At 64.2% G+C, this 25,898-nt stretch carries 24 protein-coding genes; 10 read left to right on the forward strand and 14 right to left on the reverse strand.

The genetic code is table 11. From position 1 onward, the window contains the following. The first annotated feature begins 413 nt into the window (after positions 1 to 413). The gene (locus GGD61_RS04120; protein WP_183230243.1) at positions 414 to 740 is read left to right on the forward strand and encodes a hypothetical protein; all 327 of its coding nucleotides are present in this window, start codon (positions 414 to 416) and stop codon (positions 738 to 740) included. Positions 741 to 1,890: 1,150 nt separating this feature from the next. Here GGD61_RS04120 and GGD61_RS04125 read toward each other — a convergent pair. Together GGD61_RS04125 and GGD61_RS04130 are read right to left on the reverse strand one after the other, a co-directional pair. Then, positions 1,891 to 2,673: an enoyl-CoA hydratase/isomerase family protein gene (locus GGD61_RS04125; RefSeq protein ID WP_092260928.1), complete on the reverse strand. Its 783-nt coding sequence runs from the start codon at positions 2,671 to 2,673 to the stop codon at positions 1,891 to 1,893. 135 nt (positions 2,674 to 2,808) lie between these two features. Next, positions 2,809 to 4,896 carry a molybdopterin oxidoreductase family protein gene (locus tag GGD61_RS04130; protein ID WP_183230245.1) on the reverse strand — a complete coding sequence of 696 codons (2,088 nt, stop codon included), beginning with the start codon at positions 4,894 to 4,896 and terminating at the stop codon, positions 2,809 to 2,811. Positions 4,897 to 5,128: 232 nt separating this feature from the next. Between GGD61_RS04130 and GGD61_RS04135 the strand changes: the two genes are divergently transcribed. From GGD61_RS04135 to GGD61_RS04150, 4 genes are read left to right on the forward strand one after another with little or no spacing between them, the layout of a single operon-like run. Beyond that, entirely contained in the window at positions 5,129 to 6,103 is a 975-nt protein-coding gene (locus GGD61_RS04135; RefSeq protein ID WP_183230247.1) for a tripartite tricarboxylate transporter substrate binding protein, read from the forward strand. 13 nt (positions 6,104 to 6,116) lie between these two features. Next, positions 6,117 to 6,587 (forward strand): (2Fe-2S)-binding protein, encoded by a 471-nt coding sequence (locus tag GGD61_RS04140; RefSeq protein ID WP_092260924.1) that lies wholly within the window; start codon positions 6,117 to 6,119, stop codon positions 6,585 to 6,587. After that, on the forward strand, positions 6,584 to 8,716 hold the full coding sequence (locus tag GGD61_RS04145) for a molybdopterin cofactor-binding domain-containing protein (RefSeq protein ID WP_092260922.1): 2,133 nt from the start codon (positions 6,584 to 6,586) through the stop codon (positions 8,714 to 8,716). Before GGD61_RS04140 ends, GGD61_RS04145 begins: the two co-directional genes overlap by 4 nt. After that, entirely contained in the window at positions 8,713 to 9,411 is a 699-nt protein-coding gene (locus tag GGD61_RS04150) for a substrate-binding domain-containing protein (RefSeq protein ID WP_092260920.1), read from the forward strand. Before GGD61_RS04145 ends, GGD61_RS04150 begins: the two co-directional genes overlap by 4 nt. A gap of 14 nt (positions 9,412 to 9,425) precedes the next feature. On the opposite strand, the gene GGD61_RS04155 is transcribed toward GGD61_RS04150, so the two are convergent. From GGD61_RS04155 to GGD61_RS04170, 4 genes are all read right to left on the reverse strand, one after another. Beyond that, positions 9,426 to 10,232 (reverse strand): SDR family NAD(P)-dependent oxidoreductase, encoded by an 807-nt coding sequence (locus GGD61_RS04155; protein WP_092260918.1) that lies wholly within the window; start codon positions 10,230 to 10,232, stop codon positions 9,426 to 9,428. Positions 10,233 to 10,253: 21 nt separating this feature from the next. After that, a complete protein-coding gene (locus tag GGD61_RS04160) occupies positions 10,254 to 11,546 on the reverse strand; it encodes a TRAP transporter large permease (RefSeq protein WP_092260916.1) in 1,293 nt (430 codons plus the stop codon). Continuing rightward, positions 11,537 to 12,088 (reverse strand): TRAP transporter small permease, encoded by a 552-nt coding sequence (locus tag GGD61_RS04165; protein ID WP_092260914.1) that lies wholly within the window; start codon positions 12,086 to 12,088, stop codon positions 11,537 to 11,539. The genes GGD61_RS04160 and GGD61_RS04165 overlap by 10 nt, the downstream gene beginning before the upstream one ends. 65 nt (positions 12,089 to 12,153) lie before the next feature. Continuing rightward, entirely contained in the window at positions 12,154 to 13,125 is a 972-nt protein-coding gene (locus GGD61_RS04170; RefSeq protein WP_092260912.1) for a TRAP transporter substrate-binding protein, read from the reverse strand. Between the two features lie 291 nt (positions 13,126 to 13,416). Here GGD61_RS04170 and GGD61_RS04175 point away from each other — a divergent pair, with 291 nt between their 5' ends. Further along, on the forward strand, positions 13,417 to 14,193 hold the full coding sequence (locus GGD61_RS04175; RefSeq protein ID WP_092261203.1) for a cyclase family protein: 777 nt from the start codon (positions 13,417 to 13,419) through the stop codon (positions 14,191 to 14,193). Positions 14,194 to 14,203: 10 nt separating this feature from the next. Here the strand turns inward: GGD61_RS04175 and GGD61_RS04180 are convergent, their stop codons facing one another. The 3 genes from GGD61_RS04180 to GGD61_RS04185 form a co-directional block, all read right to left on the reverse strand. Then, positions 14,204 to 14,932 (reverse strand): Crp/Fnr family transcriptional regulator, encoded by a 729-nt coding sequence (locus tag GGD61_RS04180; RefSeq protein ID WP_092260910.1) that lies wholly within the window; start codon positions 14,930 to 14,932, stop codon positions 14,204 to 14,206. A gap of 273 nt (positions 14,933 to 15,205) precedes the next feature. Further along, positions 15,206 to 15,334, reverse strand: a complete 129-nt coding sequence (locus GGD61_RS41195) for a hypothetical protein (RefSeq protein ID WP_283806129.1) — start codon at positions 15,332 to 15,334, stop codon at positions 15,206 to 15,208. A 79-nt stretch (positions 15,335 to 15,413) separates the two neighbouring features. Next, positions 15,414 to 16,127: a helix-turn-helix domain-containing protein gene (locus tag GGD61_RS04185; protein WP_018319258.1), complete on the reverse strand. Its 714-nt coding sequence runs from the start codon at positions 16,125 to 16,127 to the stop codon at positions 15,414 to 15,416. Positions 16,128 to 16,280: 153 nt separating this feature from the next. Here GGD61_RS04185 and GGD61_RS04190 point away from each other — a divergent pair, with 153 nt between their 5' ends. Next, the gene (locus GGD61_RS04190) at positions 16,281 to 16,598 is read left to right on the forward strand and encodes a cytochrome c (RefSeq protein ID WP_183230248.1); all 318 of its coding nucleotides are present in this window, start codon (positions 16,281 to 16,283) and stop codon (positions 16,596 to 16,598) included. Between the two features lie 6 nt (positions 16,599 to 16,604). On the opposite strand, the gene GGD61_RS04195 is transcribed toward GGD61_RS04190, so the two are convergent. From GGD61_RS04195 to GGD61_RS04205, 3 genes are read right to left on the reverse strand one after another with little or no spacing between them, the layout of a single operon-like run. Further along, a complete protein-coding gene (locus GGD61_RS04195) occupies positions 16,605 to 17,708 on the reverse strand; it encodes an ABC-type transport auxiliary lipoprotein family protein (RefSeq protein ID WP_183230250.1) in 1,104 nt (367 codons plus the stop codon). 3 nt (positions 17,709 to 17,711) lie between these two features. Beyond that, positions 17,712 to 18,479 carry an ABC transporter ATP-binding protein gene (locus tag GGD61_RS04200; RefSeq protein WP_018319256.1) on the reverse strand — a complete coding sequence of 256 codons (768 nt, stop codon included), beginning with the start codon at positions 18,477 to 18,479 and terminating at the stop codon, positions 17,712 to 17,714. A gap of 2 nt (positions 18,480 to 18,481) precedes the next feature. Beyond that, positions 18,482 to 19,618 carry an ABC transporter permease gene (locus GGD61_RS04205; protein ID WP_183230252.1) on the reverse strand — a complete coding sequence of 379 codons (1,137 nt, stop codon included), beginning with the start codon at positions 19,616 to 19,618 and terminating at the stop codon, positions 18,482 to 18,484. A gap of 174 nt (positions 19,619 to 19,792) precedes the next feature. On the opposite strand from GGD61_RS04205, the gene GGD61_RS04210 reads away from it, so the two are divergent. Beyond that, positions 19,793 to 20,068 (forward strand): hypothetical protein, encoded by a 276-nt coding sequence (locus GGD61_RS04210; protein ID WP_092260902.1) that lies wholly within the window; start codon positions 19,793 to 19,795, stop codon positions 20,066 to 20,068. Then, positions 20,069 to 20,557 (forward strand): phage holin family protein, encoded by a 489-nt coding sequence (locus GGD61_RS04215; protein WP_183230254.1) that lies wholly within the window; start codon positions 20,069 to 20,071, stop codon positions 20,555 to 20,557. It abuts the gene before it with no gap. Positions 20,558 to 20,568: 11 nt separating this feature from the next. On the opposite strand, the gene GGD61_RS04220 is transcribed toward GGD61_RS04215, so the two are convergent. Together GGD61_RS04220 and GGD61_RS04225 are read right to left on the reverse strand one after the other, a co-directional pair. Beyond that, the gene (locus GGD61_RS04220) at positions 20,569 to 23,262 is read right to left on the reverse strand and encodes a bifunctional acetate--CoA ligase family protein/GNAT family N-acetyltransferase (protein ID WP_183230256.1); all 2,694 of its coding nucleotides are present in this window, start codon (positions 23,260 to 23,262) and stop codon (positions 20,569 to 20,571) included. 66 nt (positions 23,263 to 23,328) lie between these two features. Then, positions 23,329 to 24,168, reverse strand: coding sequence for a universal stress protein (locus GGD61_RS04225; protein WP_183230258.1), 840 nt, complete (start codon positions 24,166 to 24,168; stop codon positions 23,329 to 23,331). 194 nt (positions 24,169 to 24,362) lie between these two features. Between GGD61_RS04225 and GGD61_RS04230 the strand changes: the two genes are divergently transcribed. Beyond that, complete coding sequence (locus GGD61_RS04230) at positions 24,363 to 25,895, forward strand: bifunctional aminoglycoside phosphotransferase/ATP-binding protein (protein ID WP_092260894.1); 1,533 nt, start codon at positions 24,363 to 24,365, stop codon at positions 25,893 to 25,895. The last annotated feature ends 3 nt before the right edge of the window (positions 25,896 to 25,898 follow it).

Consider the following 25,898-nt stretch of genomic DNA (forward strand, 5'->3'; position numbering starts at 1 on the left):
GAGGTGGATGTCTGGGCGGACGTTGGCGGAAGGTAGGGCGGCAAACTTTTTTGTCGGCCCCCCGTTACATGGTAACAAAAGAAACACTTTCCGGGTGCCGTGAAACACTAGTTAGGCGCCGCTTTCCACTATAGTGCGCAGGCCTGAAAGCCACCAACTCCTGTTTCAAGAGAACCAACAACTGTTTCACCGAATCCCTGACCGTGTCGGATCTGAATCTCCGACTGTCGCCGCGGGACTTGAGCCTCGGGGCAGCCGCCTGCCGTTCTGAGATCGGGACCATCAACGATCGAATCTCTAACTGAAAGAAGGGGCGGTCTGAACCCGAACAAGTCCGTTGCACGAACGCAACGGCAGAAAAGATGGTGGCCTGCCGGCTCCATTTGCAGCGGCCAAAATCGTCGAAATCTCGGATGGGACTGGCGGCGCTCGTCGGACGCGCTTTCGACTGGAAGTCAAACAGTCGAACTATGGCGACTCCCCCCTGGTCTGCCACCCTGATGAAACACTTGTTAGCCAATGCAAGGTACTGGGCAGTTGTGAAAACAGCTCATTTTCAAGCAATTGGAAGCTGCCAAAGAAAAAAGCATCAGAATCTTGAAACACATGTTGAGAGCTTTGAAACACCTTGTGGTCGGGATGAAACGGGGATTGGCTCAAAAGAAACAGACGTCGAAAATCATGAAACAGATGACGTGAGATATGAAACGTCCGAGAGTACGATTATCGCGCAGGCATAATACAACTATTATGCCGTCGTTATGCGGGCATTATGCCATGCACCGGCCGCGAAGGCCCCTGGCAGCCTGCTGGAGGCGAAAGTGCCCCTGGGATCATTCCTTAGTCCCCACCAGGAATTTGACGCTCCTGCGCCCTTCGCCCCAAATGCCGCCGCCCGACAGGGCACGTGAAGGGCGTGCTTGCAAGGTCCGAACACAGACCGAGCATTTCGCGCGGGATCGGAATGAGCCAGTCCCGAATATGGTCTAGCTTCGATGGAGGCACTCGCCGGGATAATACGAGGCGGCGCCTGACTTCATGAATCAAGACAAACACTTACCGGCTACCGACGAGCATATCATAGGAATGCCTGACGATACGCCACTGGGATCTGATCTTGGTAACTGTCCTTGTTAGCGCCACCACCGCAATTTTTCTTTGGCTGTGTCGCATGGTCCGCAAAGGGCAGCGAATCGTGAAACGCTGCCCATCAGATCGGAGCCTCCTACAGTACCGGCTCGAGCCTTGGAACGTAGCCCCGCCTCTCACATCGGAAGTGTTCTCCCGTTCGCGAGTCTCGCAGATTTTCCGGCGTTGTTAACCATTGGCATTGAGATGTTGTTGTTCGAGCTAATCTCGTGTGCTGCCCGGGCCCTCGACTGTAGAAACCCTTATGCCACGTGAGGCCTGGGGCGGTTGAAAGTGCGATAGCGTAGTGCTTTCTGTGCAATCGGATGTCTTGCCCCCTCAATGGGGTGGCAAAAGAGCGTCTCTCCGGAGGCGCTCTTTTTTTCTTTCATGTATCCGTCAAGGCGCGCGAGCGCCTCTCTCGCGTTCTGCTGCCTGAGCAAATCGCACCAGGCGCGCATCGACTACCATCTGGCATCGGCGTGGACACTGACGCTGGTTTGACCACTTCGCCTGATCGTCCGAGGTCGCATCTTGCTGGCTTTAGGCATCAGTCCCTCCCGCGGGCTGATGGATTCCCTTGGAAGTCGATCCGAATTTCTGAGCCTTCAGAGACTACTTCAGCTTCATCGCCAGCTCGCCAGTTTGTTGACGAGCCGCTTTTTGTTCTCGACTGGAAAGCCCCATCTTCGGCTAGCGCCAATAGACAGAATGCGCGGTCCGGACACCCGCCAGGCGAGACGGAAGTTGAAGGGTACGCATTTATCTTCCCGACCAGGACGGTTTGCGCTTCTCGCTGAAAGCTTTCAAGCCTTCCTTGGCGTCCTCGGTCATGGCCAGCAGCGCGATCTGGCTTTCGGTGTAGGCGATGCTCTCGTCGAACGACATCGAGGCTATGGCGCGCATGGCGTATTTGCCGCGGCGGATCGCGGTTGGGGATTTGTCGACGATGCGGCCGATCAGCCAGTCGACCTTAGCGTCTAATTCGGCCGCTGGCACCATGTAGTTGAGAAGGCCCGCAGCGTGCGCGGCCTTGGCGCCGAACGGCTCGCCGGTGAGCGCCCATTCGTTGACGAGCCGCGGCGGCGCGATGGTCTGCAAAAGGCTCAACACCTGCATCGGGAACACGCCGACTTTCACCTCAGGCAGGCCGAAGATGACGTGATCGGCTGCGACCGCCATGTCGGTCATGCAGAGCAGGCCCATGCCGCCCGCCATGCAGACGCCGCCGACCCGCGCAATCGCCGGCTTCGTCGCATTCTGCGACAAGCGCAGCAGATCGGCATAGTCGACATTTGGTTTGGAATGGTCCATCGCGAAAGCGGCGCCGGAATTCTGCAAGTCAGCGCCCGCGCAGAACGCCTTGTCGCCCGCGCCCGTCAGCACGATGACGCGGACGTCCTTGTCTTCATGCGCGTCGCGATAGCTTTTGCCGATGCCGGCGATCACCTCGCCGTTCAGAGCGTTGCGCTTGTCCGGCCGGTTGATGGTGATCCAGAGCGCCTGCCCGCGCTTCTCGGTGACGACGGCTGTGGTGTCGGTCATGGCACGCTCGCTTCCTTGCTCCCGTTTGCCGCCATTTGCGGCAGCTTGGGCGATAGGTGCAAGCGCAAACTGTGGCGCGGCGCCGCTTTAGCGCCTCGACGCAATTTGCGGGGCGACCGAAGCGCGAGCCGCGCCTCAGCTCGCAGCCTTCCTGATCCAGACCTTGTTGTCATGGAACGCCGCGCCGCCGATCGGCGCGACGGTTTCGGCTCCGGTCAGCATGTTGATGCCGCGGCCGCCGATGTGGTTCTTATTTGGATGAACGGATTCCGCGATCAGGACACCGCGCCGCACCCCGTCGAACAGCGTCGCCACCAGCGTGGTCTCTCCGCGAGTGTTGCCGAGCGTCACCGCATCGCCGTCGGCAATGTCGAGGGCGGCAGCATCCAGCGGATGGATCATCACGCTCGCCTTGCCCTCGCGCGCCTGCGAGGACGGCGTCTCGTTGAAGGTGGTGTTGAGGAAGCTGCGCGAAGGGCTGGTGGCGAGCCGGAACGGATGGGCCTGATCGCTGTGCTCGATCACCGCCCAATGATCCGGCAGCGACGGCATCTTGTCGAAATCGCCCATGGTCACGCCGAACGGCGGATGCGCCCAATCGGCTTTGAAGTGGAATTTCCCGTCGGCATGGGCAAAGCCGTCGAGATAATGAGAGGTGCGGAAGTCCGGTTGCAGGTCGCGCCAGATGTCGGCTTCGAGGCCGCCGATGTCGCCGTGGTTGCTCAGCCTCAAGGTCGCGTCGATCAATTCGCGCGGCGTCATCTCGAAACCTTGATGCCTGGCATCGAGCCGCGGCGCCAGGGCCTGCAGGACCTCGTGGTTGGAGCGGCATTCGCCGGGCGGGTCGATCAGCTTCGGCCCGACCGAGATGTGCTGGTGGCCGCCGCCGTAATAGAGATCGTCATGCTCCATGAACATGGTGGCCGGCAGCACGATGTCGGCCATTTGCGCGGTCTCGGTCATGAACTGCTCGTGCACCGCGACGAACAGATCCTCACGCGCAAAGCCCTGCCGCACCAGCGCCTGCTCCGGCGCCACCGTCATCGGATTGGTGTTCTGGATCAGCATCGCCTTGACTGGCCCCTTGCCGCGCAGGGCCTCGGCATCGCCGGTGAGGATACGGCCGATCTTGGACTGGTCGAGCGCGCGAATGCTCGGGTCGATGGCGTCGTGGCCCTCGATGATGGATTCGTTGAAATGCCACAGCGCGTAATTGTTGAAGAAGGCGCCGCCGCCCTCATACTGCCAGGCGCCGGTCACCGCGGGAATGCTATTTGCCGCATGCATCTGGGTCGCACCATTACGGCTGCGCGTAAAGCCGTAGCCAAAGCGGAAGAAGGTGCGCTTGGTCTCGCCAACCGCTTTCGCGAAGGCTTCGATTTCGGCCACCGGCACGCCGCAAATCGCGGACGCCCATTCCGGCGTGCGCGTCTTCAGATGCGCCTCGAGCTCGGCCGGGCAGTCGGTGTATTTGTCCATGTAGGCGCGGTCGGCGTAGCCGTCGCGGAACAGGACATGCATGACGCCGCAGGCGAAGGCGCCGTCGGTGCCGGGGCGCAGGATGATCTTGATGTCAGCCTGCTTCATAGTCTCGTTGTCGTAGATGTCGACCGCCGCAATCTTCGCGCCGCGCTCCTTGCGGGCGCGGGAGGCGTGCGTCATCACATTGACCTGCGTGTTGACGGGGTTGGTGCCCCAGATCACGACGAGGTCGGACAGCGCCATCTCGCGCGGGTCGACGCCGGCGATCTTGCCGGTGCCGATCGCGAATCCGATGCGCGCGACATTGGCGCAGATGGTTTGATAGAAGCGCGAATATTTCTTCACATGCGTGAGACGGTTGAGACCGTCGCGCATCACCAGGCCCATCGTGCCGGCGTAATAATAGGGCCAGATCGATTCCGCGCCGAACTCGCGTTCGGCTTGATTGAAGCGATGCCCAATCTCGTCCAGCGCCTCGTCCCAGGAGATGCGCGCGAATTGCCCCGAGCCCTTCGGCCCAATGCGGCGCATCGGAAACGTGACCCGCTCGGGGTGATGTATGCGCTCGGCGTAGCGGGCAACCTTGGCGCAGACGACACCGGCCGTGTAGGTCTGCTTTTTCGAACCGCGGACACGGCCGATGCTGCGGCCTTCGACCACCTCGACATCGAGGGCGCAGGCCGAGGGGCAATCATGCGGACAGGTCGAATGGCGGATTTCGATTTTGGCGTGCTGGTTCATGCCCCAGTTCGTAACACCAAAATACCAGCCAGCCGAGCGCATTTATCCGGCACGGCCCATGCGATTTGCTCAAAGCGCGCGCCGCGGGTTCCTGCTGCAAGCGCGAAGGCGGCGCAGTCACACCGAAAACCGCGCGATATTCCCTGATACAATCGACTTTGTGAGCCGTCGACAGTCCGCATTCCCTGCCGCTACAGTGCCGGCCAACAAGAACGATATCAGGGAGGTGGGCATGATCGCCCGAAGATCCGTGCTGGCATTGGCGGCCGGCCTGCTTGCTGCATTCTCCGCAGCCCCCTCATTCGCGCAGGATTATCCCAGCCATTCGGTCCGTATCGTCGTGCCGTTCGGCGCGGGCGGGCCGGCCGACGTCGCGGCCCGGCTGATCGCCAACGTGCTCCAGGAGAGTTTTGGTCAGCCCTTCGTGGTCGAAAACCGCACCGGCGCCGGCGGCGTCATCGGCACCATTGAGGCCGCGAAATCACCGGCCGACGGCTACACGCTGCTGATGATGTCCAACACCCAGACCGCGAATGAATCGCTGCTGACGGCGGACAAGCGCAAATACGAGCTGATGCGCGACCTCGCGCCGATCGCGCCGGTGAATTATTCCGATCTCGTCATCGTGGTGAACCCGCAGGTCCCGGCGAAGACGCTGGCCGAGTTCATCGCGCTCGCCAAGGCGCAGCCGGGCAAGCTGAATTACGCTTCCTCGGGCCAAGGCACGCCCTACCACATGGCCGGCGAGCTGTTCAAAGCCATGGCCGGCATCGATGTCGTGCACGTGCCCTATCGCAACAGCGGCGAGGCGCGCAGCGGCGTGATCGGCGGACAGGTGCAGATGATGATCGACGCGGTGCCGGCGATGGCGCCGAACATCGCCGAGAATCAGGTGCGCGCGCTCGCCACGACAGGCAAGCAGCGTTCGACCGTGCTGCCGAACGTGCCGACATCAGGTGAAGCCGGTGTAGCAGGCCACGAGGCCACGATCTGGCTCGGCCTGATGGCGCCCGCGGGAACACCCAAGCCCGTGATCGACAAGCTCAATGCAGCCGTAAACGCAATGGTGAAGCGGCCCGACATCGTCAAGCTCTGGACGGAACAGGGCGCCGTGCCCATGTCGATGACGCCGGAGCAGTTCGATAAATTCCTGCGCGGCGACATCGAAAAATGGGCCGACGTCGTCAAGAAGTTCGACAAGTCCTGAGGCCGTACTGCTCATGCCCTCCGTTCAATTCCGGCTCAACGGCGCGGCGATCGCCGTGGATGTAGATCCCGACCAGATGCTGCTTGATGTGCTACGCAGCCAACTCGGCATCACTGGGCCGCATTTCGGCTGCGGCGCCGGGGAGTGCGGCGCCTGCCATGTCATGGTCGGTGACCGCGCAATGTCCTCATGCGACATGCCGATGTGGTCGGTCGCGGACAAGGACGTCGTCACGGTGGAAGGCCTCGGGACAGTGGAGCAGTCGCATCCGCTGCAGCGCTCCTTCATCGCCGAACAGGCGATGCAGTGCGGCTATTGTGTCGCGGGGATCCTGATCAGCGCGGCGGCGCTGCTGAAGCGCAATCCGTCCCCGACGGAGGCCGAGGTCAGGGCCGCGCTGGATCGCAATCTGTGCCGCTGCGGGTCGCACAACCGCATGGTCCGCGCCGTGTTGCGTGCGGCAGCAGAGGTGGCGACGTCATGAGCGCGCCCTCTCCTGCCCCGAAGCTGCCGGTCAGCCTCGCGGCCAATCCCAAGCTGTCGTCATGGGTGCGATTCACCGATGACGGCCGTGTGGCGATCTCGCCCGGCAAGGTCGAGATCGGCCAGGGCATCGTCACGGCACTGGCGCAGATCGCGGCGGACGAACTCGACGTCGAGATCGTCAGGATCGCGATGATCCGCGCCTCGACGGCGACCAGCCCGAATGAAGGCGTCACCTCGGGCAGTCTCTCGATCCAGCAGTCCGGCCGCGCGCTGCGCCAGGTCTGTGCCGAAGTCCGCCAGCGCTTCCTTCGCGCGGCATCGGAACGTCTCGGCGTCGATGCATCGCGGCTCGATATCGATGACGGCACCATCTCGGGTCCCGGCAATGTCAGGACCAGCTATTGGGAGTTGATGGACGAGGTCTCGCTCGACCACGACGCCACCGCAGGCCCGACAGCGAAGAGTGCCGCCGGGCGCACCGTCGCCGGACGCTCGGTCCAGCGTGTCGACATTCCCGACAAGGTGCTCGCGCGGCCGCGCTTCATTCACGACTTTGCGCTGCCGGGACTGGTGCATGGGCGCGTGCTGCGGCCGGATATCTCGGGCGCCAAATTGATCGCACTGAATGAGGAGGCTGCACGCGCCGTCCCCGGCCTCGTTGCGATCGTCCGCGACGGCGGCTTTGCCGGCGTGGTTGCCGACAACGAGGCGGCGGCGGACGCGGCCCTCAAGGCTCTGCGCAAGGGCGCGACGTGGTCGGCCGGTGAGCCGTTGCCGGATGAAGATGATCTGGCGGGCTTTTTGAAGAGCCAACCGCTCGAGACCACCGTCATCGACACCAAGGCGGCGGGGCCAGCGCACAAACCCGCCCAAACCCTCCGCCGGCAATACACCCGCCCCTACATCGCCCACGCCTCGATCGCGCCGTCCTGCGCCGTCGCACAATGGGACGGCGATCGTGTCCATGTCTGGACGCATAGCCAGGGCGTCTACCTGCTGCGCGCCGATCTCGCAATCGTCCTCAAGCTGCCGGCCGAGAACATCGTCGTCGAGCACATCGAGGGCGCCGGATGCTATGGGCACAACGCGGCCGACGACGTCGCGCTCGACGCCGTGCTCCTGGCCAAGGCCGCTGGCGGCCGTCCGGTGCGGGTGCAGTGGTCACGCCACGACGAGATGTCCCACGCGCCCTTTGGGGCGGCGATGGCCATCGAGATCGAGGCCGATCTCGACGCAGGCAACGAGATCACCGGCTGGCGCCATGCGATCTGGAGCAACGGCCATGCAGCAAGGCCGGGACGCGCGGCGCAGCCGGCGCTGCTCGCGGCAACCGAGATCGCCAATCCCCATCCCCGCATGATCTCGACCAATCCGCCCGCGGCCAATGGCGGCGGCGGCGACCGCAACTCCGTTCCGCTCTATGACTTCCCGGGCTGGACCATCACGAGCCACCGGCTGCTGACCATGCCGGTGCGGACCTCGGCGTTGCGGACGCTGGGCGGCCAAGGCAATGTCTTCGCCATCGAGTCCCTGCTCGACGAGATCGCCGCCCTGCGCGGCGAAGATCCGATCGCGTTCCGTCTGCGGCATCTGCGGGACGAACGGGCCAGAGACGTCATCCGCGCCGCGGCGAGGCGCGCCGCGTGGAAGCCGCAGAAGCGATCGGGCATCGGACACGGCGTCGGCTTTGCTCGCTACAAGAATACGGGCGCCTATTGCGCTGCCATCGCCGAGATCGAGGGCGCCGACGATATCAGCGTGAGGCGGTTGACGCTCGCCGTCGATGTCGGCGAGGCCATCAATCCGGACGGCGTGATCAACCAGATCGAGGGCGGCGCAATCCAGGCCACGAGCTGGGTGCTGAAGGAGCGCGTCCGCTTCGACCGGACCCGCATCACCTCGACGTCCTGGACCGACTATCCGATCCTGACCTTCAGCGAGGTGCCGGCGGTGGATGTCGAGATCATCCAGCGCCCGGAGATCGAGCCGGTCGGCGCCGGCGAGGCTGCGCACGGGCCGGTGACGGCGGCGATCGCGAATGCGGTTCACGATTGCCTCGGCGTCCGCGTGCGCGACCTGCCGATCACGCGCGACAAGATCATTGCAGCGATGGAGCGTGCGTCTTGACGACAATGAACGTTTTGAGCGGAGGCGCGGCACAAGGCCTGGTGCGCGGCGTCACCGAGGCCTTCAAGGCGCAAACCGGCCTCGGTATCGACGGCGAATTTGGTGCGGTCGGCGTGATGGCGGACAAGCTGCGCGCGAGCATGCCGGCCGATCTCGTGATCCTGACGCAGGCGCTGCTTGCGAGGCTTGCCGAGGAGAAGCTCATCGTCCCCTCCTCGATCACGGATGTCGGCCGGGTCGAGACCGCGCTGGCGGTCCGCAGCCGCGATGCCAAGGTGACGGTGAAGACCGAGGCCGATCTGCGCGAGGTGCTGCGCAGCGCCGATGCGATCTACGTCCCCGACACCAAGGCCTCGACCGCGGGCCAGCATTTCGCAAAAGTGCTGGACCAGCTCGGCATCGCCTATGAGGTGGCATCGCGCCTCAAGATCTTTCCGAACGGTGCAACCGCGATGCGGGAGCTCGCGGCGTCCACGGCGACGCGGCCGATCGGATGCACGCAGGCGACCGAGATCATCGCGACAGATGGCATTGCACTGTCGGGGGCGCTGCCCCCCGGCTGCGAACTCGTGACAATGTACACGGCCGGCGTGACCGCGCGGGCGGCGCATCCGAAAGAGGCGGCGGCGCTGATCGCGTTGCTGACCGGCGCAGATCGGAAGGACCTGCGCCAGCGCGCTGGCTTTACCGGCTAGATGCCGATGACGCCCTATTTGTGCAGCTGGGTGAGACCGGTCGGCGGACCGTCGACGGCGGTCCAGCCGCCATCGACGAACATCGTGCTGCCGCTGACATAGCTCGCGGCGTCCGAAGCGAGATAGGCCACGGCGGTCGCGACTTCGTCGGCGCTGCTCCAGCGGTTGAACACGGTATGGCCGGCGTAGAGATTATAGATGTCTGGCCGCTGCTTGAACGGGCCGGTCAGCGCGGTCTCCGCGATGCTCGGCGCGATCGCGTTGACGCGCACGCCGGCATGGCCGACCTCTGAGGCAAAGCCCTTCACCAGCAGGCCGATCGCCGCCTTGGTCGAGCCGTAGACGCCGAGGCCAGGCTCGATGGTCACCGCGCGCACCGACGAGCAGGCGATGATGGTGCCGCCCTTTTGCGCGACCATGATGCGGCCGAAGGCCTGGAAGAACCACACCGTGCCCTTGACGTTGAGGCTGAGGACGCGGTCGAGATCCTCCTCGGTGTAGTCGAGGATGGTCTTGCGGATGTTGAGCCCGGGCGTCGTCACCGCGATGTCGAGCCGCGGAAATTTCTGCATCACCGTTTTGGCCAGCGCATTGACGTCCGCAGCGCTTGCGGCGTCACAGCTGGCTGCTTCAGCCCAGCCGCCCTTGTCGCGAATGCCGACGGCGGTCGCCTCCGCGGCGTCAAGCGCGCGATCGGCGCAAACAACGCGGGCCCCGAGCCCAGCCAGCGCTTCGGCCGACGATTTGCCGATGCCCGATGCGGCGCCGAGCACCACGGCCGTCTTGCCGGTGAGATCAAAGAGCTTGCGATAGTCAGTCACTGATAGCTTCTCCTGTAGCTGCTAGCCCTTGTAACCCATCAGCAGGCGGGGCAGCCACAGCGAGAATGCAGGGACGTAGGTCACGAACATCAGTGCTGCGATCAGCGCGGCGTAGAACGGCAGGATGGTGCGCATCACCGCGCCCACCGAAATGCCGCCGATGGCGCAGCCCACGAACTGGGTGGTTCCGACCGGCGGGGTGTTCAGCCCGAGGGCGCAATTGATCAGCATCAGCATGCCGAACTGCACCGGATCCATGCCCGCCTTCATCGCGATCGGCAGGAAGATCGGGGTGCAGATCAGAATGGTCGCGGCCATGTCCATGAACGTGCCGAGCACGAACAGGATGACGTTGATGAGCAGGAAGATGACCCAGGGCTGCGTGGAGACCTTGCTCATCAGGTCGCCGGCAAGGTCCGCCACCTCGTAGAGCCCCATCAGGTACTGGAACATGGTGGAGACGCCGATCAGCAGCAGCACCACGCCCGTCGTCTTCACCGCCTTGGCGGCGGCGCGCAGGAAATTGTTCCAGGTCATGGTGCGGTAGATGAAGAACGTCAGCAGCATCGTGTAGGTGACCGCGACGGCCGCAGACTCGGTTGCCGTGAAGACGCCGGACAGGATGCCCGCCAGGATGATGCCGACGATCAGAAGACCCGGCAGCGCGGCCGCGAGCGAGCGAAAAACCTCAGCCCAGCCCGGAAACTTGCCGGCCGGATAGCCGCGCTTTACCGCGACAGCGTAGGCGGCGACCAGCATGCACACCATCAGCACGATTGCCGGCAGGAGGCCTGCGGCGATCAGCGCGCCGATCGAGACCTTGCCGCCGGCTGCCAGGGCATAAATGATCATGTTGTGGCTGGTCGGCATCAAGGCGCCCACCAGCGAGGCGTGGGTCGTGACATTGACCGCGTAGTCGGTGTCGAACCCCTCTTTTTTCATCATCGGGATCATCACCGCGCCCATCGCCGATACGTCGGCCACCGGCGAGCCGGAGACGCCGCCGAACAGGGTGCAGGCGACCACGTTCGACATGCCGAGCCCGCCGCGGATGTGACCGACGAGATTCTTGGCGAGCTGCACGATCTTGTCGGCGACGCCGCCATGCAGCATCAGCTCACCGCTGAAGACGAAGAACGGGATGGCAAGGAACGAGAAGATGTTCATCCCCGACATCATCTGCTGGAAGATGACGGCGACCGGCAGACCCTCGTAGAGGATGGTGCAGATCGCCGAGAGACCGATCGCGAAGGCGACGGGGACGCCGAGGATCAGGAAGCCGAAGAAGGTGGCGCCGAGGATGATCAGTTCCATGAGGGGACGACCTCTTCGCCGCGCAGGAGAGCAATGATGTGCTCGATTGAAAAGGAGACGATCAGGACGCCGGAGGCGATCAACGGGACATAGCGGATGACCTCGGGCAGGCCGAGATTGGGGATCTTCACGGTCCCGACGGATGCGCCGAGAATCCAGCCGTTATAGGCCATCGCGACGCCAAACCCGGCCACCAGGACGTGGATGACGAGCTCGATCTTCTCGCGCGCGTGATCCGGCAGCATCACCAGAAGGCTGTCCATCCCGATGTGTCCGGCATCGCGCACGCCAACGGCGGCGCCGATCAGCGTGACGTAGAGGATGAGAACCAGCGCAAGGTTCTCCGTCCAGGTCGGGCTCGAATTGAGCACGTAACGACCGAACACCTGGTAGAACACGACGGTGACGATGAGGAGCAGTCCGCTCACGGACAGATACATGCCCAGGCGCGCGACGACGGCATTGACGCGCGAAAGCAAGCCGGTCGCCGGGCGTGCCACGACTGCCCCCTGCTCGTGATCTGCGACGTGTGGGTCTGTCATTCCCGCGTCTCCTTGCGAGGGTCCGGTGTCGCCTTCGCGGCAACGCCGGACCCGACGCTGTGGTGCTACTTCGTGTCCTGGATACGCTTGACGAGGCCCTGCAGCTTCTCGTCGCCTGCAAACTTCTGGTACACCGGCTTCATCGCATCGACGAATTCCGCCTTGTTGGCGATCGTCACGACCTGAACGCCGGCGGCCTCGACGGTCTTGCGGGACGCCTGCTCACGCTCGTCCCAGAGCTTGCGCATGACGGGAACCGATTCCTTGGCCGCCTTGCGGACCATGGCCTGGTCCTCCTTGCTCAGCGTGTCCCAGACCTTCTTGGACATCACCAGGACTTCGGGCGCCAGGGAGTGCTCGGTGATGTTGTAGAACTTGGCGGCCTCGAAATGGCGCGACGACTCGTAGGAAGGCCAGTTGTTCTCGGCAGCGTCCACGAGGCCGGTCTTGAGCGCAGTATAAACCTCGCCATACGGCATCGGCGTCGGGTTGGCGCCGAGGCTCTGGATCATGCCGACCCACAAATCGGACTGCTGAACGCGGATCTTCAGACCCTTCAGGTCCGCGAGCGACTTGACCGGCGCCTTCACGGTGTAAATGGACCGGGCGCCGCTGTCGTAATAGGCAAGGCCGACCAGGCCTGCGGGCTCCATGGCCGCCAGGATCTCATCGCCGATCGGCCCGTCGAGGACGGTGCGCATGTGCTGGGTGTCGCGGAAGACGAACGGCAGGCACAGCGCGATGGTTTCCGGCACGAAATTGTTGAGCGGCGATGCGTTGATCCGCATCATGTCGAGCGCGCCGATCTTGAGTTGCTCGATGGTGTCCTTCTCGGAGCCCAGGGCTCCGTTGGGAAACACCTTTACGCCGAGCTTGCCGCCGCTCGCCGCCGCGAGCTGCTTGCCCATGAACTTGACGGCCTCGACGGTCGGGTAATCTGCGGGATGGACGTCGGCGGAGCGGAAGTCGCGTGCGGTCGCCAGCGGCGCTGAGAGCACCAATGCAACGGCTGCGATGATACCGGTGAGTGTCTTCATCTGGGCTTCCTCCTGGGTTGATTATGTCGTTGTCGGCAGGCTGCACGCCGCCTTGGGTCGCTCCCCTTCAGGTGTGAAGTCAAGCGCCAATGTCGTCCCTAGGGCGCGCGGCATTCCATGTCCAAGCCAAATCCGGCATTGATCGATGCAGCAGTTGCATCGATCAATCTGGCGCAGTTCGCGTCGTTGTGGAAGCGCCGGGACGGCTTGCGTCGCCGGCACGTGACTTGACGCGACCAAGACAGGCCCCTCAAGATGTCCGAAACAGCGGACTATCTCGAAGGAATGCCCATGCCGCGGAAGCTGATCGATATCTCGGTGCCGCTCAGAAACGACGTGACGGCCGATCCGCCGGGCAACCATCCGACCATCCAGTATATCGATCACCAGCAGGGCCTGCCCCGCATGCTGCAGTTTTTCGAGGGCCTCAAGGCGCAGGATTTGCCCGATGGCCAGGGCTGGGCCGTCGAGCAGGTCTCGCTGTCGACCCATAACGGCACCCATCTCGATGCGCCCTGGCACTTCCATCCGACCATGAACCGCGGCGAGCGGTCATGGACGATCGACGAGGTGCCGCTGGAATGGTGCTTTCAGCCCGGCGTGAAGCTCGACTTCCGGCATCTGCCCGACGGCTACGTGGCTGGTGCCGACGACGTCGAGAAGGAGCTGAAGCGCATCGGGCACACGCTGTCGCCGCTGGAGATCGTGGTCGTCAACACCAGCGCCGGCGCCAAATTCGGCAAGGCCGACTACGTCAATTCCGGCTGCGGCATGGGCTATGAAGCCACCATGTATCTGCTCGAACGCGGGGTGCGGCTGACCGGCACCGACGGCTGGAGCTGGGACGCGCCGTTCCTCTACACCGCGAAGAAATATGCAGAAACAAAGGATGCCGGCCTGATCTGGGAAGGCCACAAGGCGGGACGGCACATCGGCTATTGCCATCTCGAGAAGCTGCACAATCTCGACCAGCTGCCTTCGACCGGCTTCACGGTCTCATGCTTTCCGGTGAAGATCGAACGCGCCTCTGCGGGCTGGACCCGCGCGGTCGCGATCATCGAGGATTAAGACGGAGCGACTACTCGCCGTCGAGACCGCTCTCGGCGAGTTCGCGCAGCGCATCCGTATCGAGCACGACGATGGCGCCGTGCTCGAGGCGAACCCAGTTGCGGCCGGCCCAGGCGCGCAATTGCTTGTTGATGCTCTCGCGCGTCATCCCCACCATCTCGCTGATCTCCTGCTGGGTGATGGCGAGCGTGCCGCTGCCGGAGTCGAGCTTGCGCTCCTCGGTGAGACCGAGAAGTGCGCTCGCCAGCCGGCCCGGCAGATTCTGGAGGATGACTTGCTCGACCTGCTGGCTGGTCCAGCGCAGACGGGCGCAGAGCAGCTCGATGAATTTCATCGCGAGCGCCGGCTGACTCTTCACGAACGGCAGGAAGTCCCGGCGATCGATGATGTAGAGCTCGCAATTGGTGTTGGCGGTCGCATCGGCCGACCGGGGAGCGCCGTCGAGCACCGCGATCTCGCCGAAGATTTCTCCGGGACCGATCAGATTGAGAATGGCGTTCCGTCCATCGGGCGACGAGGAGGAAATCTTCACTGTCCCCGTGATCACCGCGAACAGGTTGTTGCCCGGATCGCCCTTGGCAGCGATCGTCGCGCCGCGCTTCACGGTGGTGTGCTTGGCGTAGCGGCAAAGCTGATCGAGCGCTTCCGGCTCCAGATCCGCGAAGATCGGGTGCTTGCGCAGGACCGATAGTTTGTTGCCCGCCGACTGTCGGGGGTCGCCGGTCTTGTCCTGAGGCACGCCGCGGGGCTCCTAAGACTGCGAGGCACTGAGGTTCCTGCGTAGTCAACGTTATCAGGCTTTTCAACCGGAAAGCACCCGCGCGTTTTGTGGCAAATGCCGCGAAAAGGCCGCGTTCAAGCCGAAAGCCTGCATCCGAAGGCTGCGCCGATGCGGCCCGGTCGATGCAGAGTTGCAGGCAGCGCAAGCCGCGCTTGCGTTGAGGCGCTGGCGAAGGCCAAGCCGCCGAGCGTCGGCGGTTGGCGGGTCTGAGCGGATCAAGACCTCAGGAGGTCAGCGCTTGGAATCCGGATCGAGCCGGCCTGCACTGGTTTGCCGGTCTGCCCAGGCCAGAGCTGCGGCGAATGCGACGAAGATCGCGACGACGACGATGGTCACCAGCAACGCATCAGCGGGCATCATGCACCTCCCGGATTGTTGGAGCATTATTTGCTGCAGCCGCCCGGTGTCATTGATCGAGATCAAAAATTTGGACGGACTATCAGGCTGCGGCCAGCGCCTCGGCACGGGCAGGATCGAGCAGGCTGATGCCGCCGTGAATGATCTCGATCACACCGTGACGCTCCAGCTTGGTGAAGGTGCGACTGACGGTTTCGATGGTCAGACCTAGATAGTCGGCGATGTCCTGACGGCTCATCGGAAGCGGAACGGTGTCGGACAGCCCCTTGAGCGCGACCTGCCGTTCCCGCCAGCCGAGCAGAAAGGTCGCGACCTTCTCGTCGGCCGAGCGGCGGCCGAGCAGGACCATATGGTCGCGCGCCTGGCTCAATTCGCGGATAGCCAGCTCGTTGATCCGCCTGAGTAGAAGCGGCCGGTCTTCGATGAATCGGCCGAACGGCGCCTTGGCGAACTGGCAGACGGTCACCGCGCCGATCGCATCGGCCGAAAAATTGTGCCGACCCGATATGTTCATCCCGAGGAAATCGCCAGGCAAGGCAAAACCGACGATCTGCCGCCGGCCGTCGGGCAGCAGCTTGTACAGCCGCATGACGCCTTCGAGGACGTTGTAGAACGAGGTCGTGATGTCCTCCTCGGAGAACACGGTCTCGCCGGAGTCAAAATGAACGCGGCGTCCGAGATGCTCGAATTCCCTGAGCTCGGCCGCATCCAGCGACGAACAGACCGCCGCTCCACGTACGGCGCAATCGCTGCAGAAATGGCCGTTCGGCTCGATCGTGACCACGGAAGGCTTCATCCACCGCTCCCCGCGCCGGCTGCTCCCGACACCAGGCCGAGTCCACCGCGCGGGTGCATTTTACTGCACTGCGCCAAAGCCAATTGACAGAGATCAAATTTGAGCGGCGTCCCCGTCATATTCTGCGTCCAGAGTTCGACGGGATCATTTTCCATGCTGCAAGCCGCCCTGCGTCACTGCCTGATCGGGCTACTTCTGATGATGCCGGCGCTGGCGGCCCCGACCGCCGAACAGCGCGGCAAGGCCTTCGCACGGGCCAATTGCGCACGCTGTCACGCGATCGACCGCGTCTCCCGCAGTCCGCTCGAGCGCGCGCCTCCGCTGCGCACGCTGCACCAGCGTTATCCGATCGAGACCCTTGGTGAGGCGCTGGCCGAAGGGATCTACACCGGTCACGACGACATGCCGGCCTTCGAGCTCAGTCCGGACCAGATCCACGATCTCCTGTCCTACCTGAAGACGTTGGAATAGAAGGCGTCACACCGCCTGCACGCTCCACCCGATCAGCTCCTTGGCGATGCGGGCAAAGGCTGCATCGAAGGCGGCGACTGCAGCGGCCGGCTCGACCTTGTCGAGCTTTTCGCTGGTCTCGACCAGTCGGGATGCCACCACCTTGCCGTTCTTGTCAACGATCCGCGCCGAGAGTTCGATCTCCACCCGTGCCTCGCCCTCCGTGGCGATCCGAAAGCGCCGGATGTCGATCAGGAGCTGGTAATCCGCCTGACCGAGATCGCTCGTGCGTAGCGGGGCGTGGGCGATGTCGTAATTCTCGAAGCTGTCGATCAGGCGCGCCTGCACCAGTTTCGGAATGCTGTCGGCCCAGAGAAAATCCGCAAAACCCGGCCGGTCCCCGACGGGCGCGAACAGCATGCGCTGGGTCTGCAGCATTGCGACCGCGGTCGGCTCGGGAATGGCCAGGGAGGCGGAGAGCGTCTTGCCGGCCGGCCCGAGATTCTTCGGCGTACGCAGGTCGTAGGTAATTTTCTGCGCGGGCGCCCCACCGCCGGTCATCTTCTCCAGGCCCGCAATAATGCCGTCGAGCTTGCCGGTGTTGCGCGCGAGCCCGTCGGAGAACGTCTTGAAATTCGCGATGGTGTCCTTCAGTGGGCCGGAATTGTCCTGGAGCACCGTGTCGACCCGCCGCAGCGCATCGCGCGCCGCCTGCGTCATGCTCTGGCCGGCGCCGGCCTCCGCGATCAAGGTCACGGGCTCGCCTGCTTTGGCGACGATCGCGCCGCCCTCCAACGTCACCACCGGCACGCCGGTCAGGCCCTGGAATTCGAGGCCGACCCTGGTGTCGGAACGCACCGGGGTGGCGGTCGCAACCGAGATCGTCGCATTGACGAAGCGCGGGTTATCCGGCGCGAGCCCGAGCTGGGTCACCTCACCGACGCGGATGCCGTTGAACAGCACGCCGGCGCCGACCAGGAGGCCCGGGACCGGCCCCTGGAATTGCACATGATAGTTCGTGCGCGGCCCGATGCCGCCGGTGTTGTTCAGCCAGTAGACGAAGCCGAACACCGCGAGGATCGCGGCCAGCACGAAACTGCCGATCAGCACGTAGGGAGCGCGGGTTTCCATGTCTCATCTCATCTCGTGTTGCAGCATCTGCGAGCGCTTGCCGTGGAAATAGGCGCGCACCCAGGGATGCTCGGATTGCAGCAATTCGCGCATCGGGCCGATCGCCACGATCTTGCCGTCGGCGAGGGCGGCGACGCGGTCGCAGACCGTGGTCAGGCTCGCAAGGTCGTGGGTCACCATGAACACGGTCAGCCCCAGCGTCTTTTGCAGCGTCGTGATCAGCGCGTCGAAATCGCCGGCGGCGATCGGATCGAGGCCGGAGGTCGGCTCGTCCAGGAACAGGATCGGCGGATCGAGCGCGAGGGCGCGCGCCAGCGCCACGCGCTTGGTCATGCCGCCCGACAGCTCCGCCGGATATTTGTCGGCGTCCTGGGCGCGCAAGCCGACCATCTCGAGCTTGGCGATCGCGATCTCGTCCATCAGCTCCTGCGACAGGACGAGATTTTCGCGCAAGGGAAACTGGACGTTCTGGCGGACCGTCAGCGAGGAGAACAGCGCACCTTGCTGGAACAGGATGCCCCATGTCGTGGCTGCGCCGCGGCCGTGGCCGCCGGTGGGCTGCCCCATGACCTCGATGGTCCCGCCTTGGCGCGGGATGAGGCCGATGATGGTGCGCATCAGCACCGACTTGCCGCCGCCGGACGCCCCCACCAGCCCGAGAATCTCGCCGCGGCGGACGTCGAGGGACAAATGGTCGAGCACGGTCTGGCGGCCGAATCCGACCACGAGGTCACGGACGCGGATCGCGAACTGGTCCTGCGATGCGTCCATCGTCACATTCCGATCGAGGCAAAGAAGATCGCGAACAGGCCGTCGAGCACGATCACCAGGAAGATCGACTTCACCACCGACGTCGTCGTTTGCCGCCCGAGCGATTCCGCGCTGCCCTTGACCCGCAATCCCTCGCTGCAGGCCACGATTCCGATCACCAGCGCCATGAACGGCGCCTTCAGGATGCCCACCTCAAAATGGGTGACTGAGATCGCCTCGTGCAGCCGGGCGATGTAGATCGCCGGCCCCATGTCGCCATAGAACTGCGCGACGAGACCGCCGCCATAGAGCGCGGCGATCGATCCGAGGAAGGTGAGGATCGGCAGCGCAATGACCAGGGCCGCAACGCGCGGCAGGATCAGGACCTCGACGGGATCGAGCCCCATGGTCGAGAGCGCGTCGATCTCCTCGCGCATCTTCATCGAGCCGAGCTCGGCAGTGTAGGCGCTTCCCGACCGTCCCGCGACCATGATAGCGACGATCAGCACGCCGAGCTCACGCAGCACAAGGATGCCGACCATGTCGACGGTGTAGGATTCCGCGCCGAACCTGCGGAAGTGGAAGAAGCCCTGCTGCGCGATGATGGCGCCGATCAGGAAGGTGATCAGCGCGACGATGGGGATCGCCTGCCACCCGATGCGGTAGAGCTGATACACCAGCGAGGTCAGCCGCAGCGAACGCGGCCGGCGCAGCACGCCGATCACGGCCATGAACAATGCGCCGAGCATCTGGAGGAAGATCGTGATGTCTTCCCGCGCATCGGCCGTGGACTTGCCAAGATCGCCCAGCCTCGCCAGCACCGGATTGGGCGCAGCCGTCGGGGCCGGCGTGTGGCGGTTGACCTGGCGCACCTCATCCAGCAGCCCGCTGAAATGATCGGCGACGCCGACGAATTCGGCCGATCTGCCCGATGCTGCGGCCCTGCGCGACAATTTTTCCAGGACCCAGGCACCGAGCGTGTCGAGCGCACTGACGCCCGACATGTCCAGGGTGACGACGCGCGAGCGATCGACGTCGGCACCGACCGACCGGGACAATGTCTCGAGCGTGACCACATTCGCGGCGGTCCAGGGCCCTTCGGGGCGCAGGTTCAGCACGTCGCCGGATGGCGTCGCGAGCAACAGCGGTTCGTGGTTCACGCTTCCACCTCATCGGGACAATCGGTCCCCATTCAGACGGCATTTCTAGGCCAGCATATGGCGGCCGGCTTGACCTGTCTCAAGACCCGGACTGCGGCCACCGCTTGAGGCAAATCAAGCGCGAACGCACAGGTGCGCCTTAGGCTCGCTTTCATTCAATGGGGGTAAGAGTCCATGTTCGACAGCGACAGGATGAGCGAAGAATTGCGGGCACTGAAGGTTGACGTCACACGCTTGCTGAGCACCGCCGGCGAGGAGATGTTCGAGAGCTCGAAGGACCGCGCCGAGGCGCTCGCCGATCAGATCCGTGCCGCGCTGACCGAACTCGGCGAGACCGTGGACGAAGAGCAGGCGCAGCTCCAGGGTCTCATAGCGGAGCGTCCGATCACGTCGCTCGCCTCCGCCTTCGCGCTCGGCGTCGTTGTCGGCTTCATGCTGAGGAGACATTAGGTGAATACCGAGAATGTGGTCAAACATCTACGCGCGCTGTGGCGCACCGACAGGATCATCGCGGACATCAGGCTGCGCCATCTGCTTGTTGGCCTCGGCTTGCGTGCCTTTGCGGCGCTGATCGCGGCGTTCGGGCTGCTGATGCTGGAGCTGTCGGCCTATTTCGCGCTGGTGCAGATCTGGAGTGCGATTGCCGCGGCGGCCATCCTCGGCGCCGTCAATTTCGCCATCGCGGCCGCTCTCTTCGCGATCGCCGGCCGGGCTCCGTCAGGCCGCGACATCGAGCTCGCCAACGAAATTCACGACACCTCCATCGAAGCCCTTCAGCTCGAGGCGCGTGCGCTTCAGGCCCAGGTGTCGGGCGCGGTGCATCATCCGCTCAGCACGATCGTGCCGGTGCTGGTGCCCTTGATCGCGATCATCATCAGGAACCTGCGGACGGCGGCCAAGTCATCCGCCGCGGCGAATTCGGCTGAAGCGCGCTCCTGAAGCAGGCGCGCTCAGAGCTTTAATTTGACGTCGCAGATATCGGGCTCGGCCGGATCGGGCTTGACCTCGAAGCCGAGCTGCCGGCACATTTCGAGCATCACAGTGTTCTCCTTGAGCACGTCGCCCGAGATGACTTTCAGCCCCTCCGACTTGGCGTAGTTGATGATGAGCTGCATGAGCGCCCAGCCGAGCCCCCTGCCCTTGAGGTCGGACCGCAGCAGGATCGCGTATTCGCCGCTCTCGTAGATCGAATCCGAATGGAGCCTGACCACGCCGACCATTTCGCCGGTGGCCTCATCAAAGGCGATGAACGCCATCGCGCGCGCATAATCGAGCTGGGTCAGGCGCGCGATGAACTCGTGGGTAAACTCCTTCATCGGTGCGAAGAAACGCAGGCGAAGGTCGTGCGGCGTGACGTGACGCAGGAATTCGTGGATGGTCGGCTCGTCCTCGGGGCGCATGGGACGCACGAAGATGCGCCAGTCATCCTTGAGCTTGAGGCGGCGCTCCCATTGCGAAGGATAGGCGCGAACGGCGAAATTGGCCGGGCCGGAGCCGACAAACTTCCGCTGCGGCGGGCCGACCGCAACGCGAGCGTCGACCGCGGTCACGCCGGTTTCGTCCGCCAGCAGCGGATTGATGTCGAATTCGCGGATCTCGGGAATGTCGGCCGCCATCTGCGCCAGCTTGACCAGCACCATGGCCACGGCGTCCTGCTTGACCGCCGGCACATCACGATAGGCTTTTAGCAACCGTGACACGCGCGTGCGGTCGATCAAATCGCGGGCGAGCTGCAAGTCCAGCGGCGGCAGCGCCAGCGCCTTGTCGTTGATGATCTCCACCGCCGTGCCACCGCGGCCGAACACCACGACGGTGCCGAAAGTGGGATCGTCGGCGAGGCCCAGAATCAGCTCGCGCGCCTTCGCCTTGACGACCATCGCCTGGACGATGACCCCGCCGATGCGGGCCTCGGGCCGCAGCTTTCTCGCCCGGGCGAGGATATCGGAGGTGGCGGCTCGCACGGCCTCCGGCGTCGTCAGATTGAGCACGACGCCGCCGACATCGGATTTGTGGATGATGTCCCGCGACATGATCTTCAGCACCACGGTGCCGCCCTGCGCGAAGATTTCCTTCGCATAGGCCACCGCCTGCTCGACATCGGCCGCCGCATAGGTCGGCACCATCGCGATGTCGTAGGCCTCGAGCAGGTGCTTGATCTCGACAGGCTCGAGCCACTCGCGGCCATCAGCAATCGCGGCGGTGACAATCTGCCTCGCCCCCCGGGCATCCGGTACGAACGTATCGGGCATCGCGGGAGGAACCTGGCTCAGCTCCTCCACCACTTCACGGTGCCGGACCAGATGCATGAATCCGCGCACGGCGTCGTCCTCGGTCGGATAGTTCGGCATACCGGCACCGGAAAGGGCCTGAATGATGTGCTGATCGGCACCGACCCAGGCCGCCAATACGGGCTTGGCCCATCGGCGGTGCTGCTCGCGATATTTGCCGACGATCTCGGTCACGGTCGTGGCGATATCGGCGGCCGAGGCGATCGCCGTTTGCACGTTGAGGACCAGGACCGCATCATTGTCGCGATCGGCCAGCAGCACCTCCAGCGCGGCCGCGTAGCGCGAGGCGTCGGCATCGCCCACGATGTCGACGGGATTTGCACCGGACCAGGTCGGTGGCAGCGCCGCATCGAGCGTCTTGCGAGCCTCCGCAGAGATGGTCGCCGGAATTCCGCCGAGCTCGACCAAGCGATCGACGGCGAGGACGCCGATGCCGCCACCGTTGGTCAGGATGGCGAGACGCTTTCCCGTCGGAGATTCGACGCGGCCGAGCGTCTCGGCGCAATCGAACAGCTCACGCAGATCTGAGACGCGCAGGACACCCGCGCGGCGGAACGCCGCGTCATAGACCGCGTCCGCGCCGGCGAGCGCGCCGGTATGCGTGGCGGCCGCCCTTGCGCCCTGCGCCATGCGGCCGGATTTCACCACGACGACGGGCTTTACGCGTGCGGCGGCACGCGCCGCCGACATGAACTTGCGCGCATCCTTGATGGATTCGATGTAGAGCAGGATCGCACGGGTCTTGTGATCCATCGCGAAATAGTCGAGCAGATCGGCGATATCGACGTCGATCTGATCGCCGATCGAGACGATGCCGGAAAAGCCGACGCCGCGCTGCGCAGCCCAGTCGACCATGCCGGCAGCGATCGCGCCCGATTGCGAGATCAGCGCGAGGCTGCCTGCCCCCGGCATGTGTGCGGCAAAGCTGGCATTCAGGCTGACCCCGGGCATCATGATGCCGAGGCAGTTCGGTCCGATCAGCCGCATGCCGTATTTGCGGGCCGCCGCGATTGCAGCCTCGTGCAGAGATCCCGGTCCGTGGCCGAGCCCGGCCGAGACGATCAGCGCGCCCGCCGAGCCGCGACGCCCGGCCTGGTCGATGATACCGGGAATCTCGCGCGCCGGCGCGGTGATGACCACGAGCTCGGGCACGAAGTCCAAGCCGTCCAGGTTTTTCACCGCGGCGACGCCGCCGATTTCGGCATGGCGTGGATTGACGAGGCCGAACCGCCCCTTGAATTCGGTCTTGTGGATGTTTTCCAGAACGGCGCGTCCAACGGAGACCGGACGGGCGCTCGCGCCGACGAGCGCAACCGAACGCGGCGCCAGCAGATTGTTGAGACGATAGGTTGACATGAAAGCAAATGCGCCGGATCAGCGGCGGTTCCGATGGTTGACGATCAGGCTGGGAAGATGGCGAGCCTAGTGCGAGATCATAACCCAGCACGGTGGCTGGCCAATGACGGTCTTTGTCACACCGCCCCACACGATCTCGTTCAGGCGTGAATGATGGTAGGCGCCCATCACGATCGCATCCATGCCGTGGGAATTCGCCCAGCTTCCCAGCACCTTGCCGATCGAGCTGCCGTTGCCGGTCACCGTTTCGAAGGAGGCATAGACCCCGTGTTCCCTGAGATGATCGACGAGAGCCGCGCCGGATTGCACGACTGCGTCATCCCTGTCTTGCGTTACCGTCACCACACGGACCACGCTGGCAGCCTGAAGAATCGGCAAGGCGTCGCCGACCGCACGCGCAGCGCGGGCAGAATGATCCCAGGCGATCATGACGTTCTCGAATTCCGGCCGCAACTGCTCCGCATGCTGCTCCGGGCAGAGCAGCAGCGGCCGCCCGGATTCGAACAGGAAAGTTTCGATGATGTGCTCCGTTCGGCTGTCGTGCGGCTTCACGGGAAACAGCGTGAGATCGCTGAAACGGGCATGCTCGGCCAGGATCGCCGCGATCTCGTCCGCCGGCACCTTGCCCGTTCGGCTCTGGGCGCGAATGTTGGCGCGGGACGCCGCATTGGTGAAGGCATCGAGGAGCTGCTTCGTGTCGTTCGCCTCACACGAACTGACGGCCTCCGCGGAATCGCGGTCATGAGGCAGCATCACTTTCGGCCGCTCGAAAACGTCTTCCTCGAGCGCGAGCGCCGTGATCCTGGCGCCGAGGTCGGCGGCGACGGCCACACATTTCTCGATCGCAACCAGGGCCGATCCGCGCGGCTGGCCGACAAGCGGCAGAAAGACATCCTTGATGGGCATCGGGATTCTCCTTGGCCGCCACAATAGGCCGGCTTTGGTCGAGAGGCTTGATCCTCGTCAAGCCAAGAAAACGTCGTCCAGTCCATCAGTAACTGGCGTTAACCGACGTCAAGGACTGGCCGCGATCTGCTTCTAAGGATTACCTTGGTCGGCGGACGGGCCGCCTTCCGACGCATCTGGATGTGCCAGCGGGAATGACAAACGATTCTGCGACCCAGGACCGGATCTTTGCGGCTCTAACCGATTCTGCCGTGCATCCTGACGTGAGGCGGATCGATACGCACGCAGCTTCCGTGTTCCTCGACGGCAAGCGCGCGTTGAAGATCAAGCGCGCCGTGCAGTTTCCCTTCCTCGATTATTCGACGCTCGAGAAGCGCAAGGCGGCCTGCGAGGAGGAAATCCGGATCAACCGGCCGCTGGCGCCGCAGATCTACCACCGGGTCGTGGCGATCACCGAGGAGGCGGACGGCTCGGTGCAGGTCGACGGTCCCGGCCGGCCGATCGAGTATGCGGTGGAGATGGCGCGCTTCGACGAAAACCGGACGCTCGATCATCTGGCAAAGGCCGGCCCGCTGGATGCAGCCCTTGCCTCGGCTGCCGCCGACGCGATCGTCGCTTCCCACGGCGCGGCGACACGCGCCGACGGCGACGCATGGGTCGCCTCCATCCCCGCCCTGATCCACGGCAACAGTCACGGCCTGCGGACCGGCGGCCATTTCAACGCGGCAGACGTCGACAAGCTAGGCAAAGCCTCCCACGAGGCATTTTTGCGTGTTCGTCCGCTGCTCGCAGAGCGCGGCCGTCAAGGCTTCGTGCGCCGCTGCCATGGCGATCTGCATCTCGCAAACATCGTTCTGATCGACGACCGGCCGGTGCTGTTCGACGCCATCGAGTTCGATGCGCAGATGGCAACCGTCGACGTGCTTTACGATCTCGCATTCACGCTGATGGACCTGTTGCACCACGATCAGCCAGATGCGGCCAACATCGTCCTGAACCGCTATCTCGCCGTGACGCCGGCCGACAATCTCGACGCGCTCTCGGCCCTGCCGCTGTTGATGTCCATCCGGGCGGCGATCCGCGCCCAGGTAGCCCTGGCACGGCTGAAGCCGCCGCATTCCGATGACGCCGGCATCCTTGACCAGGCACAGCGTTATTTTGACCTCGCCAGGACGCTGCTCCATCCTCCCGCCCCGCGCCTGATTGCGGTCGGCGGCCTGTCAGGCACCGGCAAGACGGTTTTGGCACACGCGCTCGCCCCCGTCGTCGCACCCGCCCCGGGAGCCGTCGTGCTGCGCAGCGACCTCGTCCGCAAGCAGATGTTCGGGGTCGAGGACACGCACCGCCTGCCGCCGTCCGCCTACACGCCGGAGCACGCCGCCCGCGTCTACGCCACGCTGGCTCAGCATGCCCGGCGGGTGCTGGCGCAGGGCCATTCGGCGATCATCGACGGCGTATTCGCCCGCGAGGACGAACGGGACGCGATCGCCACACTGGCGCGGGAGCGCAATGTGCCCCTGAACGGCCTGTTCCTGGTTGCGGACCTCGCGACCCGGCAGATGCGGATCGGAAGTCGCCGGGGAGACGCATCCGACGCCACGCAAGAGGTTGCTGCGCAGCAAGAGCACTATAATATCGGTCACGTCGGCTGGGCGACCATCGATGCATCCGGGACACAAGCGCAGACGCTCCAGAACTGCTGGGACGCGATCGCTGAAAGCAAATAAGGC

Origin of the sequence: Bradyrhizobium sp. SBR1B, from assembly GCF_014198205.1 — a bacterium.
Classification (GTDB): Bacteria; Pseudomonadota; Alphaproteobacteria; order Rhizobiales; family Xanthobacteraceae; genus Bradyrhizobium.

Coding starts and splice junctions, on each gene's coding strand:
- GGD61_RS41195 (WP_283806129.1), bottom strand. CDS start 15,334: ATGATGCCCGCTGATGCGTTGCTGGTGACCATCGTCGTCGTCGCGATC.
- GGD61_RS04175 (WP_092261203.1), top strand. CDS start 13,417: ATGCCGCGGAAGCTGATCGATATCTCGGTGCCGCTCAGAAACGACGTG.
- GGD61_RS04170 (WP_092260912.1), bottom strand. CDS start 13,125: ATGAAGACACTCACCGGTATCATCGCAGCCGTTGCATTGGTGCTCTCA.
- GGD61_RS04135 (WP_183230247.1), top strand. CDS start 5,129: ATGATCGCCCGAAGATCCGTGCTGGCATTGGCGGCCGGCCTGCTTGCT.
- GGD61_RS04145 (WP_092260922.1), top strand. CDS start 6,584: ATGAGCGCGCCCTCTCCTGCCCCGAAGCTGCCGGTCAGCCTCGCGGCC.
- GGD61_RS04130 (WP_183230245.1), bottom strand. CDS start 4,896: ATGAACCAGCACGCCAAAATCGAAATCCGCCATTCGACCTGTCCGCAT.
- GGD61_RS04165 (WP_092260914.1), bottom strand. CDS start 12,088: ATGACAGACCCACACGTCGCAGATCACGAGCAGGGGGCAGTCGTGGCA.
- GGD61_RS04125 (WP_092260928.1), bottom strand. CDS start 2,673: ATGACCGACACCACAGCCGTCGTCACCGAGAAGCGCGGGCAGGCGCTC.
- GGD61_RS04120 (WP_183230243.1), top strand. CDS start 414: ATGGGACTGGCGGCGCTCGTCGGACGCGCTTTCGACTGGAAGTCAAAC.
- GGD61_RS04185 (WP_018319258.1), bottom strand. CDS start 16,127: ATGAAGCCTTCCGTGGTCACGATCGAGCCGAACGGCCATTTCTGCAGC.
- GGD61_RS04200 (WP_018319256.1), bottom strand. CDS start 18,479: ATGGACGCATCGCAGGACCAGTTCGCGATCCGCGTCCGTGACCTCGTG.
- GGD61_RS04160 (WP_092260916.1), bottom strand. CDS start 11,546: ATGGAACTGATCATCCTCGGCGCCACCTTCTTCGGCTTCCTGATCCTC.
- GGD61_RS04195 (WP_183230250.1), bottom strand. CDS start 17,708: ATGGAAACCCGCGCTCCCTACGTGCTGATCGGCAGTTTCGTGCTGGCC.
- GGD61_RS04140 (WP_092260924.1), top strand. CDS start 6,117: ATGCCCTCCGTTCAATTCCGGCTCAACGGCGCGGCGATCGCCGTGGAT.
- GGD61_RS04210 (WP_092260902.1), top strand. CDS start 19,793: ATGTTCGACAGCGACAGGATGAGCGAAGAATTGCGGGCACTGAAGGTT.
- GGD61_RS04190 (WP_183230248.1), top strand. CDS start 16,281: ATGCTGCAAGCCGCCCTGCGTCACTGCCTGATCGGGCTACTTCTGATG.
- GGD61_RS04230 (WP_092260894.1), top strand. CDS start 24,363: ATGACAAACGATTCTGCGACCCAGGACCGGATCTTTGCGGCTCTAACC.
- GGD61_RS04220 (WP_183230256.1), bottom strand. CDS start 23,262: ATGTCAACCTATCGTCTCAACAATCTGCTGGCGCCGCGTTCGGTTGCG.
- GGD61_RS04225 (WP_183230258.1), bottom strand. CDS start 24,168: ATGCCCATCAAGGATGTCTTTCTGCCGCTTGTCGGCCAGCCGCGCGGA.